Origin of the sequence: Paenibacillus sp. FSL F4-0087, from assembly GCF_038020215.1 — a bacterium.
Lineage (GTDB): Bacteria > Bacillota > Bacilli > Paenibacillales > Paenibacillaceae > Paenibacillus > Paenibacillus taichungensis.
Genome location: NZ_JBBODJ010000001.1, coordinates 6,385,615 through 6,401,232, shown reverse-complemented (window position 1 = coordinate 6,401,232; position 15,618 = coordinate 6,385,615). Strand labels below are relative to the sequence as shown.

Below are 15,618 nucleotides of genomic sequence, written 5' to 3'. Positions count from 1 at the left end.
AAGGTGATTGATCATGATAAAAAGTCGAAATAAGTGGATGCCGTATCTCTTTTTACTGCCTGGCGTGCTTTTGTTTCTAGCCATCGGCGTGTATTCGGTCGGATTCTCGATCATGCTCAGTTTTTATAACTGGTCCGGGATCGATTTTTCCACCGCAAGGTTTGAAGGTCTGGCGAATTTTCGTCAGTTCCTGCTCGGTGATGATCCGATTGTAACCCGGAATTTCTATAATGCCGTTCTGCACAATCTGATTATTGCCGTTTCACAGGTTGTGGTCGTCGTTCCAATCGCACTTGTGCTGGCATTTGTGCTGCAAAATACGAAGGCAGCAACGTGGTACCGGACGATTTATTTTCTGCCGATGATCGCATCTGGCGTAGCTATCTTTTATGTATGGAAAGGTTTGTTTGAACCTAGTGGAGCATTCAACTCACTCTTCTTATGGATGGGTTTGGATTTCCTTGCTGTACCTGGTGGAATGCTGGGGAGTTCGTCTACTTCTTTACTCGGTATTATTTTGACATCAATCTGGGGTGGTCTGCCTGGAACGCTGATTCTGTACTACGCTGGTCTGACTTCCATTGATCCGACACTGTATGAAGCAGCAAGTGTGGATGGTGCCAAGAAAACAACCATGATATTGAAAATTACCTGGCCGTTACTGAAGCCAATCACGCTTATTGCCGTCATTCAGATGGTGAACGGAGCCTTTCAGGCCTTTGAGAATGTGTTCATCATGACAGGCGGCGGACCGGCTGGCAGTTCGGAGGTTATTGGTACGCTCGTGTACCGTACAGCTTTTCTAAACAATGATTATGGTCTGGCCAGCGCTATCGGATGGGTATCATTTCTGATTACAGGTGCCATTGCCATATTCAGTATTCGCTCATTCAAGGCAGACATCTAAAAGGAGGAGCACATGGTCAAATATATTAAGCATATCATTCTAATCTTGTACGGATTGACCTGCCTGTATCCTTTTGTCTGGATGATCGGCACTTCGCTGAAGACATCACAGGATGCACTAGCCAATCCACAGAGTCCGTTTCCACAAGCTGCACCGATGTGGTCCACATTTGGTGACGTATGGAACAAATTGAACTTCTATCAGTTTTTCATCAACAGCGTGATCGTAAGTGCAGTCGTGATTATAGGCGTTATTCTCATCTATACCATGATGGCCTATTCGTTTGCCAAATTTGTCTATCGGGGCAAAAAATTCATCTATTACACGTTTATTGCCTTGCTGCTCGTTCCAGGTGTAACCACATTGATTCCGCTTTATATCAACATGACCAATCTCGGGCTGCAAAACACGTATATTGGCATGATTCTGCCCATGATTAATGGTGCTGCACCCTTCGCCATTTTCCTATTCACCAGTTACTTCCGCACAATCTCACATGAGTTATACGAGAGCGCAGTACTGGATGGATGCAACAATTTCAAAATCTACTACAGAATCTATCTGCCATTAGCGTTGCCAGCTATCGGAACCATTGCGATTCTGAACTTTATCGGAAGCTGGAACAATATTTTGTGGCCGATGATCATCGTGGATAGCCGGGATATGTTTACGTTACCGATGGGACTCATGTATCTGGATTCATCTTCATTCAAGAAATGGAATGAACTCATGGCAGGGGCTTTGATTACGGTCATTCCAATCCTGCTTGCCTTCCCGTTCATGCAGAAGATGTATGTCAAGGGCATGACGGTAGGTTCGGTAAAAATGTAAGTACACAACAACTAAATCATACAAGATTGGAATGAAATGAATGACTACAAAAACCGCGCATATTGTCGCACATTCTCACTGGGACAGGGAGTGGTATTTATCCTTCGAGAAGCACCGAATGTTGCTCGTTCAGCTCATGGAGGATTTAATCGAGACGTTTGAAAATGACTCGGAATTTACCAATTTCCATCTGGATGGGCAGTTTATTGTACTGGAAGATTACCTGGAAATCATGCCGCATAGGTCGAACCAAGTCCGCAAGTTAATTGAAGAGGGCAAGCTGATTGTCGGTCCATGGTACATCCTTCAAGATGAATTTCTCGTCAGCAGTGAAGCCAACGCACGTAACCTGTTAATTGGTATTCAAGCCTCAGAACAAATGGGAGGATATGCGAGAATCGGATATTTCCCGGATTCCTTCGGCAATATGGGTCAGGCACCACAGCTCATTAGCCAGGCAGGCATTGAGGTAGCTGTATATGGACGTGGAGTGAAGCCAGTTGGATTCAATAACGAAATTCAGTCTGGCAATGAACATACCTCCAAATACTCGGAGATGTATTGGGAATCTCCCGATGGTACTCGTGTACTGGCGATCCTGTTCGCCAATTGGTACAACAATGGCATGGAAATTCCGGTGGAACCAGAGAAGGCGAAAGTTTACTGGGCCGAAAAACTGGCTGCAGCAGAAGAGTTTGCTTCAAGTTCGGAACTCCTGTTCATGAACGGATGTGATCATCAGCCGCTTCAGAAAGATCTGACACAAGCGTTAAAGACGGCTACCGAGATTATGCCAGATGTGGCGTTTCGTCACTCCAGCTTTCCCGAATACATTCAGGCTTTACAAAAAGCGAAACCCCAATCATTGGACGTCATTCGCGGTGAACTTCGAAGCCAATGGACCGACGGCTGGATCACACTTGTAAATACGGCTTCAGCAAGGGTGTATATCAAACAGCAAAATGTAAAAAGTCAGACGTTACTGGAGAAAGTGGCTGAGCCGCTGGCAGTCATGGCCTCTCTGTCCACAGGCATTTATCCACGGCATGAGCTGTTATATGCCTGGAAGACGTTACTGAAGAATCATCCTCATGACAGCATCTGCGGGTGCAGTGTTGACGAGGTCCATAGGGAAATGATGACCCGATTTGCCAAATCACAAGAAGTGGCGGAAGTCATATCGATTCAGAGTGCTCGTACAATAGCCGAATCCGTGGATACATCTGGCTTTGACGCAGATTATGCGTTGCCTTTTGTAGTGTTTAACACTTCGGGACATCGACGATCCAATGTGATTGTAACTAGGATGGACGTTGAGAGACGTTACTTTGACCACCGGCCTCCGCATGAAAAGTATCAGGAGTTTAAGCGCGAATATGAAGCCTTTGACTCGAACGATTGGGTTGTATTGAACGCGGAAGGCAAGCAAGTGGAAGCCGTAATCACACCCGTTGGACCGACATTTGGATATGATTTGCCGGATGATCGATTCCGTCAACCTTACTGGGCATATCAAGTGGATGTAGAGCTTCATGTCCAGAACATCCCTGGTTTTGGATATCATAGTTTTGCTCTTGTGCCTAAGAGTGTTTCTGGAGAGAATGCGCTTAGCGAACTGACTACCACTGAACTTGTTACAGAAGAGCAAGTGATGGAGAACGATTATGTGCGGATCGAGATTGCGGGGGATGGGTCGTTTACCATGTTGGATAAAGTGAACGGTCGTAATTATACCGGGCTTGGCATTTATGAGGATACGGGGGATATCGGAAATGAGTATATGTACAGGCAACCGGATGAGGAAGCTCCGTTGACTACGCAGGGACTGCCTGCCCAGATTAAGCTGGTACATCATACACCACTGAAAGCCGTTTATGAGATCGTGCATATCTGGAAGCTCCCGTTAGGCGCAGATGAACTGCTGAATGAAGAGATACGCTCCATGGTTCCATTTCGTTACCGGAAATCCCGGCGGCTCGATGAAACTAGGGAGGTGAGCATTCGTACAGAGCTAAGCCTTGAAAAAACGGGTCGTTCGGTTGGCATTAAAAGTTATATCAATAACACGGTTCAGGATCATCGAATTCGCATGCTGTTCCAAACGGGACTCGAAGCAAGTCATGTTACCGTTGACTCTATTTACGAACTGGCAAAGCGCCCGATACAGCCGGAAGCGGAATGGAGAAATCCCAGCAATGCGCAGCATCAAAATGCATTTGTCAGTATCAGCAATGGTCGTGAAGGGCTAACGATTGCGAATAAAGGTCTTAATGAGTACGAAGTATTGGCTAATCAGAATACCATTGCTGTGACACTGCTGCGTGGGGTACGCGAGCTTGGGGATTGGGGAGTATTTGCAACGCCTGAAGCCCAATGTCTCGGACAGCACATTATGGAAATGGAGCTCATTTCACATGATTTGGATGTTATTGAGTCCGAGGCTTATGTGCAGGCGTACCAGTTCCCGGTTCCCTGGACCGTTCAACAGACAGGGGTACATGGTGGAACGTCACCCGCTACCCACGAGTTTTTGCAATGGGAGGGTGATCATCTCGCTTTTAGTGCGCTTAAACGTGGCGAGGCAAATGATGACATGCTGTTCAGGGTGTTCAATGTATCATCGGAGACGACTTCACTGAAGGTAACGCCATCGTTTGAGGCTAAGGAAGTGTACGAAAGTACAATTGTTGAAGATCAAGGTGAAGCCATGAAGGTAGCGGATGAGGGAAGTTATGCTTTGAATGTGGGACCGGCAAAAATTCAGACGATCGGCATTCAACCCACAATACGTTTGATATAAACAATTCAGTCTTGGAGTTCTCTCCACTGCTGCGGATTGAAAACGGATGCATCATGTTCCACATACGACAACCCTGTTTTCGTGCAGCTTGATTACATGATCAAGTTAATGGGAGGTACGATTGTGAACAAACGATTATGGTTAGGTGCCAGGTGTACCATTTCAGTTATGTTGACTATTGTCATGTTATGTTCAGGGTTATACATCACACCAGCAACCACACACGCGGCAGCAGAGAGAGAAGATATTACTGAACAGGGAGACGTCCATCTAAATGATGTGTCACCTGACTCGGTAAGTATTACGTTGGGGGAAACTCCTGTGCAGCAGGGCATAACGGCTCGTCCCGGCGATGGACCTTCAGCAGGGCTTCAAGTGGGGATATCTGACGGCAAGGAGTATTGGAAAACCAATCAGACGGTGAATCCAACAAATCCGGCCGATAACATCCTGTATTTTTACTTTAATGTTGCGGATGAATATTTATTTGAAAATACCGATCAGGACGTGTTCGTCACTGTTGAATATTACGATAGCAATAGCGGAGCGATGTCTCTGCAATACGATTCGAAGCAATCCAATTTCAAGGATGCTCCTTTGTTCCGGTATGAAAATACGGGAACCTGGAAGACACATACTTTCAAGCTCAGTGATGCCAATTTCGGTAACCGCACCCATGATGCGGATTTCCGAATCGGGGTTAGCGGTGCAGGGGCACCAGCCAACAATCCGGAACTTCATCTGGCGAAAGTAACTGTCCATAAGCAGCCTCAGCAACAGGGAGGTACTCAGGCGAAGGTTTATGATACGGAATTCCCTACATCAGATATCGTCATTGCAGATTGGAGCGTAACCGATTATGGAGCAATAGGGGACGGTGTCTCGGACGATACTCAAGCTTTCAAAGAAGCGCTGGCAATAGCCGGAAATCAAGGTGGCGGAGTTGTGTTCGTACCATCCGGAACCTATAAATTAACCGGAGAGCTGGTTATTCCAACAGGCGTTACACTTCGCGGAGATTGGGGGAATCCCGAAGAGCATGGCGGGTTAGTCAAAGGTACAATCCTTGCTGTATATGGCGGCAAAGGTCAAGCTAACGGGAACAGCTTCATAAAGATGGAGCCTTCCAGTGGGGTAACACATTTGTCTATCTGGTATCCCGAACAGATTATAAATAACCCGGTGGCTTATCCATGGACGATGGAACAGCTTCCAGGTGACAGTGCCACGGTGAAAAATGTAACTCTCGTCAATGCATACCAGGGGATCAAGATTGGCCCGGAATGGAACGAACTTCATTATGTGAAGGATGTATACGGCACCACACTGAAAACCGGTATCTTTCTGGATTTCACAACAGACATTGGGAGACTGGAAGAGCTTCATCTGTCCCCGAATGTATGGGCGAACTCTGGTTTGTCAGGAGCACCTGAGCAATCTCAATTGCGTGAATATATGATACAGCAATCAGAAGGTATCGTAATGGGGCGCTCGGACTGGGAGTATATGTCGAATATTCATATCTCGGGTTATAAGACAGGCATACGAATCACGACAAGAACAGGAAGCCTTGAAACAGCCAATGCGCAGCTGTACAAGATTCAGATTGACGACTGCAACGTTGCGCTGAAGATTGAAGGCGTCAATGATTATGGATTGCTGGTGACAGATAGCCAATTCGAAGCGAGTGCTGGTCCGAATCCTGTTGCCATTTATGCAACGGAAGGCTTTCACTCTATTGCTCAGTTTAACAGCGTAACGGTGGGCGGGGAGCCCAAACATGCGGTTGTGAATGAAGGGCGTGGAACGTTGTCCTTTGAGAGCAGTTCTTTCGTGAATTGGGGTGAAGGAAGCGGAGATTATGCCATAGTTGCGAAGAGTGGTTCGCTTATACTGGGCAGTTCTACCTTCGCCAAGCCGGATCGGCACCTGCTTCTTCAGGGAGATGTGGCAACAATCAATGCCATACATTCCGGACACGAAGGCAACCTTGCAGTGAACGATGAAAGTACCTCGGCGGAACTGAACATCCATAAGGAAGAAAATTTGGTGTTGGAAACGATCCCTAATGTTCCTTCAGTAGATATTGCTGTGCAGCCCAAGCCGGGTACTCGCGAATTGTTTAACGTAGTGAGCCAGCCCTATTTGGCTGATAACACAGGGAATACGGATTCATCCCAAGCCATCCAACAGGCATTGAATGATGCCGAAGCAGCAGGTGGAGGAACGGTCTATATGCCGGCTGGTATTTACCGGGTTGAGCAGGCTCTTGTGGTCCCGACTGCCGTAGAACTGCGGGGTAATTATGATGTACCTCATCATACGATTGGGAATGGAACCGTTATTTTTACGAACTATGGAGAAAACGACCCGGATGCCGATGCCTTCATTCAGCTGAAGCAAGCAGCTGGATTACGCGGATTATCCGTCTATTACGATCAACAAACATGGTCTGATGCAAATCCGGTGAAGCCTTATGCCTGGACTGTGCAAGGTCAAGGGAAAAACGTATACCTGATCGATACAACCTTGGTTAACCCTTATCAGGCTGTCGACTTCGGCACCCATGATACAAGTGGTCATTATATCGATTATGTAGCGGGATCTCCGCTCAAGGAAGGTATATATCTTGGTGGCGGGTCAGACGGAGGATACATGCGGAATGTGCAGTTCAATCCGCATTATTATGGTCGGAACAATTATCCAAATCATCCATCGAATGATGAAGAATTTAATCAAATTTGGAATTATCAAAAAGAGAATCTGGACGCCTTCCGTATTGGGGATGTTACCAATCAGGTTATTTTCAATACATTTGTATACGGATCGAAGTACGGTATTCATTTTGAAGAACAGAATGGAAGAGGGCCCGAAGCTGTCGTTATTGGTCATGGCACGGATGGCAGTAAAAAGGGAGCCGTATTACAACATGCGGGAACAGCTGGTCTTTCGTTTATCAATACAGAGCTTGTTTCCATGAGTACAACAGACAAGGTATACGTGGAGGTTGGGCCAGACTTTGGTTCCAAAGCGGTGTTCTTCAATACGTCCATGTGGGGAGACACAACAAGATCTTTTGATATTCACGGAGGAGATATCCGCATACAGCAGGGAAACTTCACAAACGTTGGTGAAATCGGCATTAATGCAATCGGTGGTGATATTACCCTCTACAATTCCTATTTTCAACAGCCACGTACAAATCATGTGGTTGCAGGTCCAAACGTAGAGAAGATGGTGATATCCAACAACCTGTTTAATGGCGGTTTTCAGATTGAGAATGAAGCCCCTCCTGGAAAAGTGACGGGTACCAATCTGTTTCCTTTGGCACTCAAACTGAACCAGCTTGGGTATGATCCATCCAGACCAGGTGATCCCGGAAGCACGCTGACTTTGACTAATGTTGCAGGTGAGGCTTTGCTTAAAGGGCAGATCGAACTGATTGAACCGAGTGTGTATCAGGCGATGTTTAAGCCAGTACGATTTGAGGGGCTGGGCATTGGGAAAAGCAAGGATGTGGCGCTTCCCTATATATCAAGTGACTTGCTCAAATTCAGAGTAACGCTTGAAAACGGATTCCGTTATGAGACTTCAGTCAAACTGTCACAATCCTTTGCGGCACAAAAAGATGCTGTTGGAACGCTGCCATTCATTGAGGTTTCCAGTCCGGAGCATTACAACAGTGTCGGTGGAAGCTGGGGAGGTCCGAATGACCTCAGCATTCAAGCTAAAGCAAGTTGGGATGCGGAAAATTTGGTTCTCAAGGTGGACGTCAAAGACGATATTCACCATCAATCCAATACCAATGGCGATATATGGCAAGGAGACAGTTTACAGCTCGGTATTGACCTTGGTAAAGAGGATGGTGCGGCCAGCAAACAGGTGAATGAGCTTGGTTTTGCACTGAATCAGGAAGGTGTCATCACGAAATGGAGATGGCGAGCTCCGGAAGGGGTTGCACCAGGATTATTGGAATCCGCATCAGCAAACATTACCCGGGACGAGACGACTCATATTACTCATTATCAAATTACGCTGCCTTTTGCAGCACTTCATCAGGAAGGATATTCATTCCAACCTGACAAACCTATCGGTTTTGCATTGCTTGTCAACGAAAACGATGGCGAAGGACGATCAGGCTTTATGGAGTTTAATGGAGGGATCGGTACAAGTAAAGATGCACGATTATTCGGAAACTTGTATCTGCTTACGGGTGATTATGTGACATTGTTGGAGCAATCGGCCGAGGCGAGTGTTCGTACTGCGGAGCAAAAGAAAGATGTTACCTCTATAGATACAGCAGCCAACTTCGTCACTCTGCTACCAGCCGGCACGTTAAAGTCCTCATTACTCGTGAGACTCGCTGTTCTTACATCAGGTTCCAATCCGAATCCCGGGGGACCCAATCCACAGCCAGGCTCGGGTTCTGGTTCGCAGCCAGGTGCTGGAGGGGGCCCTACGACTGGAGGGAAGAATGAACCAACACCCGCCGCTCCTGGTGCTACAATGCAGCTTCAGCCCAAGCTGGATAAAGCTGCTGCATTGGCAACAGCCGAGCTCACCAACAAGATGATGGAGGATGCGTTCAACCGCATCACCCCTGATCAGGACAGGAAAAAGAAGCTGATTGTAGACATCGAATCCGTAGATGGTGCTGAAGGGTATGCTCTGACACTTCCATCCAGCTTTTTGCAGGAAGTACCCTCTACCCATTGGTTGGAGATTCGAACAGCATGGGGAGTGCTGCTGGTTCCGAGCAATTTGCTGGCCAATACCAAAGGAACGATTGGAGAGCGTATTAACTTGGTATTAAGTAAGGCTGATCAAAGCACTTGGAGTGCCAAGATGAAATCAGACTTAGGAGAGCGGCCTGCGATTTCATTATCTGTGATATCGGATGGAAAACCCGTTGCATGGCAAAATTCCATTACGCCAATCACAGTAAGTTTACCCTATCTGCCTAATGTAACTGAACTGCTGGACCCGGAAAAACTCGCAGTACGACGTATCGCGGATGACGGGCAAATGATCTCCATTCCAAATGGGAAGTTCAATAAAAAATCGGAACAAATGATTTTCAAGACACGACAAAACGGAGTTTATGCAATCACTCAGGATAATCGAACATTCCAGGATATACAGCAACTATCATGGGCCCGCCATGCCATCGAAGTTCTAGTGTCCAAAGGGGTTATTCGTGGAATGACAAAGGCAGAATATCAGCCTCAATCCATGATCCGCCGAGCGGATTTCGTAACTCTGCTTATCAATGCCTTAGAATTACAACCAGATCAGGGAACCAAGGTGGAACGCTTCGCGGATGTACCTGAGCATGTTTATTACGAACAGTCCGTGAATACCGCAAGAACGCTGGGCATCATTCAAGGGGCAGGCGCGGATCGATTCTCGCCAGCGTCTCCAATTACCCGGGAAGAAGCAGCGGTTATGATCTACCGAGCTATGCAAGTTATCGGGATGCAGCCTCCTCCTGAAGGTGAATCCGGTCTGAATGACTATAAAGATACTCATTTGATTAAGGCATATGCCCGCGATGCCATTGATTCATTAACCAAATCAACAATAATGGAAGGAAGCAATGGCAGCTTCCATCCGGAAGATACAATGACACGTGCTGAGACCGCAGTGCTGCTGTATCGTTTATACAACCGTTTGCCTTAAATCTTCCGATAGGATTGAAATGGAGCAGATGAGGAGAGTGAACACATGGCTAAAATTACACGGATAGAATGCATACGTACAAGGCACGACGGAAGCTGGACCATTGTGAAGATTTCGACGGATCAGGATGGTCTTTACGGATTGGGTTCTGCTTCCGATCTTTATAATCCCGAAGCGGTGGTACAGGTCATCGAGCAACTGCTGGCACCATTACTCATAGGGAGGGATGCATCCCAGATTGAAGATTTGTGGCATCTCATGCATATGAGCGGATATTGGAGAAATGGGGCAATACTTCATACGGCCATTGGTGGAATTGACATGGCCCTGTGGGATATCAAGGGCAAGGAAGCGAATCTACCGGTATATCAATTGTTAGGAGGGGCCTGCCGTTCGGCAGTTCCCTGTTACGGCCATGCCGGTGGTGCTGATATCAGCGAGCTGAAAGAGGATGTATCTCGTTTTATGGAAGAAGGATACACGGTCATTCGAGTGCAGATGGGAGGTTACGGTGGCGGGGGATTTGTTAGCGGCAAGGACGCGAATTTGCCGCGCGAGCCCTGGAGCAGCGGTCCTGTATTCGATGAAAATGCGTATCTGCATGCGATCCCTGACATGTTCGAGAAGTTGCGCCTGGAATTTGGTAATGGGATTCAGTTTACCCATGATGTGCATGAGCATTTGTCCCCCATTCATGCCATTCAGCTGTCGAAGCGGCTGGAACCTTATCATCTTTTCTTTCTGGAAGATGCACTTGCTCCGGAACAGATCGGTTGGTATCGACAGCTGCGTCAACAGAGTGCTACGCCGCAGGCCGTGGGAGAATTATTTGTTAATCCTCAGGAGTGGACTGGTCTGATTCAAGAGAAGTTGATCGATTTTATCAGAGTTCGGGTATCGAAAGCAGGCGGAATCAGCGCTTGTCGCAAGATCGCTGCGCTTGGCGAAGCCTACGGAGTACGAACAGCCTGGCAGGAGGGTGGGGAGAATGATCCTGTAAACCAGGCAGCTGCTGTCCATCTGGATATGGCCCTGTGGAACTTTGGTATCCAGGAAATCAATCATTTTAAACCTCATGAGTTGCAGGCATTCCCGGGACATATCGTCAGAGAGGGCGGATATCTATATCCTTCCAACAAACCGGGACTGGGCATTGAACTGGATGAAGTGAAGGCCAGATCATTACTAAGTGACTCATGGGATCACAACAAATATCATCGGCCGTATCCTCTAGACCGCAAAGCGGATGGGACATTGGTGCGACCCTAACGAAGTGAAAAGAACAGACAGGAGAGATATAGGAATGAAGACGATTGCAGTTACAGGCGGAGGCGGAAAGCTGGGTTCACAGGTCATTGAGAAGCTGCAATTACAAGGTCATGATGTCGTATCGCTGGATAAACACCTGTCTGACCGGGTGCGTTGCAGACAGATTATTGTCGATCTGAACGATTATGGTCAAGTCGTGGGAGCACTTGCCGGAGTGGATGCGATCATCCATCTGGCCGCAATTCCTGCGCCGCTTCACTACCCTCACAGCTACATTTTCGCTAATAATACACTTTCCGGATACCATGTGCTGGAAGCAGCCTCTTTGCTTGGTATAAAAAAGGTGATCATGGGCTCCAGTGAATCATCCTACGGATTTGCCTGGGCCAACAAACCCTTCGCTCCCGATTATTTCCCGGTGGATGAACAGCATCCGCAACAGCCGCAGGAATGTTACGGCCTGTCCAAGATCGTTAATGAGGTCACTGCAGAGATGTTTCATCGGAGAAGTGGGATACAGGTGATTTCCCTCCGTTTTTCAATGATTGTCGGACCAGGAGAGTACAGACATTTGGCTATTGCGAAGGCGGAAACGTTCAAGCACATATTGTGGAGCTACATTGATATCAGGGATGCCGTGGATGCTTGTTTGGCTGCTCTGCACGCCGATTATGATGGGGCTGTTCACGTTAATGTTACCGCTAATGATACGTTAAGTGATCGGCAAACGACAGAATTGCTCGCCACCTTTTATCCTAATGTAAAAGATCTACGGACACCTTTCTCTAGTCGAGAAGCCATTGTTAGTAATGGAATGGTGAAAGAGATTCTGTCCTGGGGCCCGAAGCACTCGTGGGCGGATGAAGAACAGGAGTAGCTTATGCGCAACTAAAATGAATAGGGGGATACTATGCTAAATTTCATGCAAAAAAACAAGAAGGTTTTGGCTTTTGCAAGTGCGGCATTATTGATTCTTACGTTGTGTTTGTCTATATCACCTTCCATCGTATCGGCAGCTTCCGCGTTTAATCAAACGCAGGCTTCCAGTTATAACAGTCAATCCGGAGTCCAACTGGAAAGTTCCAGCGAGGGAGGGCAAAATGTCGCATTTATCGACAACGGCGATTACATTGTATTCAACAATGTGGATTTTGGTAGCGGTGCCAATTCAATCGACGTGAGAGTAGCCAGTAATAACAGTGGCGGTACGATTGAGGTCCGTCTGGATAGCCTAAACGGGACACTCGCGGGAACTGTTGCTGTTCCAGCTACGGGCGGGTGGCAATCCTGGCAAACGAAGTCCGGGTCAATCAGTGGTGCCACTGGTGTACACACAGTGTATCTTAAATTCACGGGCGGAACCGGCAATTTATTCAATCTACTCTGGTTCAAGTTCAGTGCTTCCGCCGCAGGCAGCGGAGGCGATGTCGTAGGCAAGCTGTATGCCGGGTATCAAGGCTGGTTCAACGCAGCCGGAGACGGTTCACCGAACGGGGGCTGGGTGCACTGGTCCAAAAATAGCAGTGCGCCATCAGCAAATGGCAACGTGAATTTCGAGTTGTATCCAGACCTTCGCGAATATTCCAAGCTGTATCAGACTAGTTTGGCGAACCTCGGTAATGGTTCTCCTGCCAAATTGTTCTCCTCTTACGATCAGGAGACGGTCAACAAACATTTTGAGTGGATGCAAACCTACAATATCGACGGTGCAGCATTGCAACGGTTCGGCGCAGATGAGAGTGACACACCTAACAACTGGAAAAGCAACCGGGACAGCGTAGCCGTCAAGGTTAAAAATGCCGCGGAATCTTATAATCGCAAGTTCTATGTCATGTATGACATTACGGGCATGAATGCGAGCAATTGGGTACAGGCAGTCAAGCATGACTGGACGACCAATGTTGTGAACAACATGCACCTGCCATCATCTTCGGCCTATGCGAAGCAGAATGGCAAAATGGTTGTCTGCATCTGGGGTATTGGCTTCACGGATCGGCCGGGTACTGCAGCAGAGGCGGCCGATTTGATCGGTTGGTTCAAAAACCAGGGGATCTATGTCATCGGTGGCGTGCCTACGTATTGGAGAACGGGAAATAACGACTCTCGATCTGATTTTATGAACGTCTACAAATCGTTGGATATGATCTCGCCTTGGTCCGTTGCCCGCTTCGGCAATATTCAGCAAGCGGACAGCTTCAAAACCAATCAGCTTCAACCTGATCTGGCTTTCACACAGCAAAATGGAATTGACTATCAGCCAGTGATCTGGCCGGGTTCGGCTTGGTCGAACATGACTGGTGGCCCAAGAAACGAGAATCCGCGTCTGCATGGAGACTTTATGTGGAGGCAGGCCTACAATCTGAAGAGCATCGGTATCAATACCGGATATATCGCAATGTTTGACGAGTACGATGAAGGTACGGCTATTGCCAAGATGGCAGAGAATAGCTCCATGATTCCAACCAATCAATATTTTCTAACGCTGGATGCCGACGGTGTTGCCGTATCTTCAGACTTTTATCTCCGACTTGCAGGGGATATCAATCGCATGTTCAAAAATCAGATTCCAGTGACGGCAAACCATCCAACAAATCATCAATAGAGCCCAAATGGCATGATTTTAACAAGTTCGTATACGTTCAGGAGGATTAAAAATGACTACTAATGATATTGGCTTCGAAACCACACGCCAAAAGACTACATCCATGAATCCAGCAATCACATCTATATATACAGCAGATCCTTCGGCCCATGTATGGAACGACGGTAAAATTTACATTTACGCATCTCATGATATGGACCCAGCCAGAGGTTGCGATCTCATGGACAGATATCATGTTTTCTCCTCGGAGGATATGGTTCACTGGTTGGACGAAGGGGAAATACTCCGTTCAGACGACGTTTCCTGGGGCAGACCGGAGGGCGGCTTCATGTGGGCGCCTGACTGTGCATACAAGAATGGGACCTATTACTTCTATTATCCGCATCCAAGTGATTCGAACTGGAATGATTCCTGGAAGATCGGGGTTGCCACCAGTAGCTATCCAGCACATGGCTTTACGGATCAAGGGTATATCGAGGGGCTTGGCGGGTTTGCACTGATTGACCCGTGTGTAATTGTAGACGATGACAATAGCGCCTATATCTACTATGGTGGCGGCAGTGTCTGTCTGGGAGGCAAGCTCAATGAAGATATGATGTCACTGGAGAACGGCATGACAGAAATGCAAGGACTTGAGGATTTTCATGAAGCGGCCTGGGTGTTCAAAAGAAACAATCTTTATTATCTTACCTATGCGGACAATCTGGAAGACAACAACCGTATGAGATACGCAACAAGCGAGAATCCGCTTGGCCCATGGACGTACCGAGGCATTTTTCTGGAGCCGACTGGCTGTTCCATTACCCATGGCTCTGTAGTAGAATTCAAAGGGCAATGGTATCTTTTTTATCACAATCAAGCGATCTCTGGAGAAGGTACGCTGCGTAGCGTATGTATCGACTATCTGGAGTTCGATGAAGATGGTTCCATCAGACCTGTGGTTCAGACAAGGGAAGGTGTAACGTCCGTTGGTCCAGCCCCGGTTCCTGCACGGCAACAGAAAGTTTATGCAGGTGCAGCTTGTCAGGTTTTTGGTGGAGCTGAAATCAGGACATTGCAATCCGGTCAAACCGTGGTCGGGAATCTTCAATCCTCAGAAGCGTACGCCTTGTTTAAGAATATAGATGGAGGCGAAGGCGGAAGAACATCGATTGAGCTTCATTATGCGACTGGTGAACAACTAGCCAAATTGCATCTGACGATTAATGACCAGGACTATTCTTTACTGAATGCGCTATCCACTGGCGGTTTGCAGGAGTTCGGCGGAATCACCAATGTCACCGTTCCTTTGGAGCCGGGTAATGTTAACACAATCCAAATTTCAGGTGGACATGGTGAGATCAATCTTTTAAGCCTCACCGTTACCCCATTGTTGGATTAATACGTAAGAAACGGGATAGACGTTTAAACCTCAGGAGAGTTTTCCTGAGGTTTTTTCTTGTAAATATGAACGAGTGAGTTCTAATAAAAAATAAGCACTTTTTTCCAACAAAATGCCAAATAAATGACAACGAAATGTTATTTCTATTT

At 47.2% G+C, this 15,618-nt stretch carries 8 protein-coding genes; all 8 read left to right on the top strand.

Annotation, left to right across the window (positions count from 1 at the left end; genetic code table 11):
* Positions 1 to 13: 13 nt before the first annotated feature.
* The 8 genes from MHB84_RS29040 (at position 14) to MHB84_RS29005 (ending at position 15,469) form a co-directional block, all read left to right on the top strand.
* Positions 14 to 907: a carbohydrate ABC transporter permease gene (locus tag MHB84_RS29040; protein WP_024631712.1), complete on the top strand. Its 894-nt coding sequence runs from the start codon at positions 14 to 16 to the stop codon at positions 905 to 907.
* Positions 908 to 919: 12 nt separating this feature from the next.
* Entirely contained in the window at positions 920 to 1,738 is an 819-nt protein-coding gene (locus MHB84_RS29035; protein WP_024631711.1) for a carbohydrate ABC transporter permease, read from the top strand.
* 40 nt (positions 1,739 to 1,778) lie between these two features.
* Complete coding sequence (locus tag MHB84_RS29030; protein WP_076288523.1) at positions 1,779 to 4,538, top strand: alpha-mannosidase; 2,760 nt, start codon at positions 1,779 to 1,781, stop codon at positions 4,536 to 4,538.
* Between the two features lie 123 nt (positions 4,539 to 4,661).
* On the top strand, positions 4,662 to 10,217 hold the full coding sequence (locus MHB84_RS29025) for a glycosyl hydrolase family 28-related protein (protein WP_076288524.1): 5,556 nt from the start codon (positions 4,662 to 4,664) through the stop codon (positions 10,215 to 10,217).
* Between the two features lie 45 nt (positions 10,218 to 10,262).
* The gene (locus tag MHB84_RS29020; RefSeq protein WP_076288525.1) at positions 10,263 to 11,486 is read left to right on the top strand and encodes an enolase C-terminal domain-like protein; all 1,224 of its coding nucleotides are present in this window, start codon (positions 10,263 to 10,265) and stop codon (positions 11,484 to 11,486) included.
* Positions 11,487 to 11,520: 34 nt separating this feature from the next.
* The gene (locus MHB84_RS29015) at positions 11,521 to 12,363 is read left to right on the top strand and encodes an NAD-dependent epimerase/dehydratase family protein (RefSeq protein ID WP_076288526.1); all 843 of its coding nucleotides are present in this window, start codon (positions 11,521 to 11,523) and stop codon (positions 12,361 to 12,363) included.
* Positions 12,364 to 12,471: 108 nt separating this feature from the next.
* Positions 12,472 to 14,088 carry a carbohydrate-binding protein gene (locus MHB84_RS29010; protein ID WP_341143092.1) on the top strand — a complete coding sequence of 539 codons (1,617 nt, stop codon included), beginning with the start codon at positions 12,472 to 12,474 and terminating at the stop codon, positions 14,086 to 14,088.
* Positions 14,089 to 14,140: 52 nt separating this feature from the next.
* A complete protein-coding gene (locus MHB84_RS29005; protein WP_076288527.1) occupies positions 14,141 to 15,469 on the top strand; it encodes a family 43 glycosylhydrolase in 1,329 nt (442 codons plus the stop codon).
* Positions 15,470 to 15,618: the final 149 nt, after the last annotated feature.

What these genes read in the sequence shown, in the direction of transcription:
- MHB84_RS29030 (WP_076288523.1), top strand. Translation starts at nt 1,779, where the DNA reads ATGACTACAAAAACCGCGCATATTGTCGCACATTCTCACTGGGACAGG.
- MHB84_RS29035 (WP_024631711.1), top strand. Translation starts at nt 920, where the DNA reads ATGGTCAAATATATTAAGCATATCATTCTAATCTTGTACGGATTGACC.
- MHB84_RS29015 (WP_076288526.1), top strand. Translation starts at nt 11,521, where the DNA reads ATGAAGACGATTGCAGTTACAGGCGGAGGCGGAAAGCTGGGTTCACAG.
- MHB84_RS29005 (WP_076288527.1), top strand. Translation starts at nt 14,141, where the DNA reads ATGACTACTAATGATATTGGCTTCGAAACCACACGCCAAAAGACTACA.
- MHB84_RS29020 (WP_076288525.1), top strand. Translation starts at nt 10,263, where the DNA reads ATGGCTAAAATTACACGGATAGAATGCATACGTACAAGGCACGACGGA.
- MHB84_RS29040 (WP_024631712.1), top strand. Translation starts at nt 14, where the DNA reads ATGATAAAAAGTCGAAATAAGTGGATGCCGTATCTCTTTTTACTGCCT.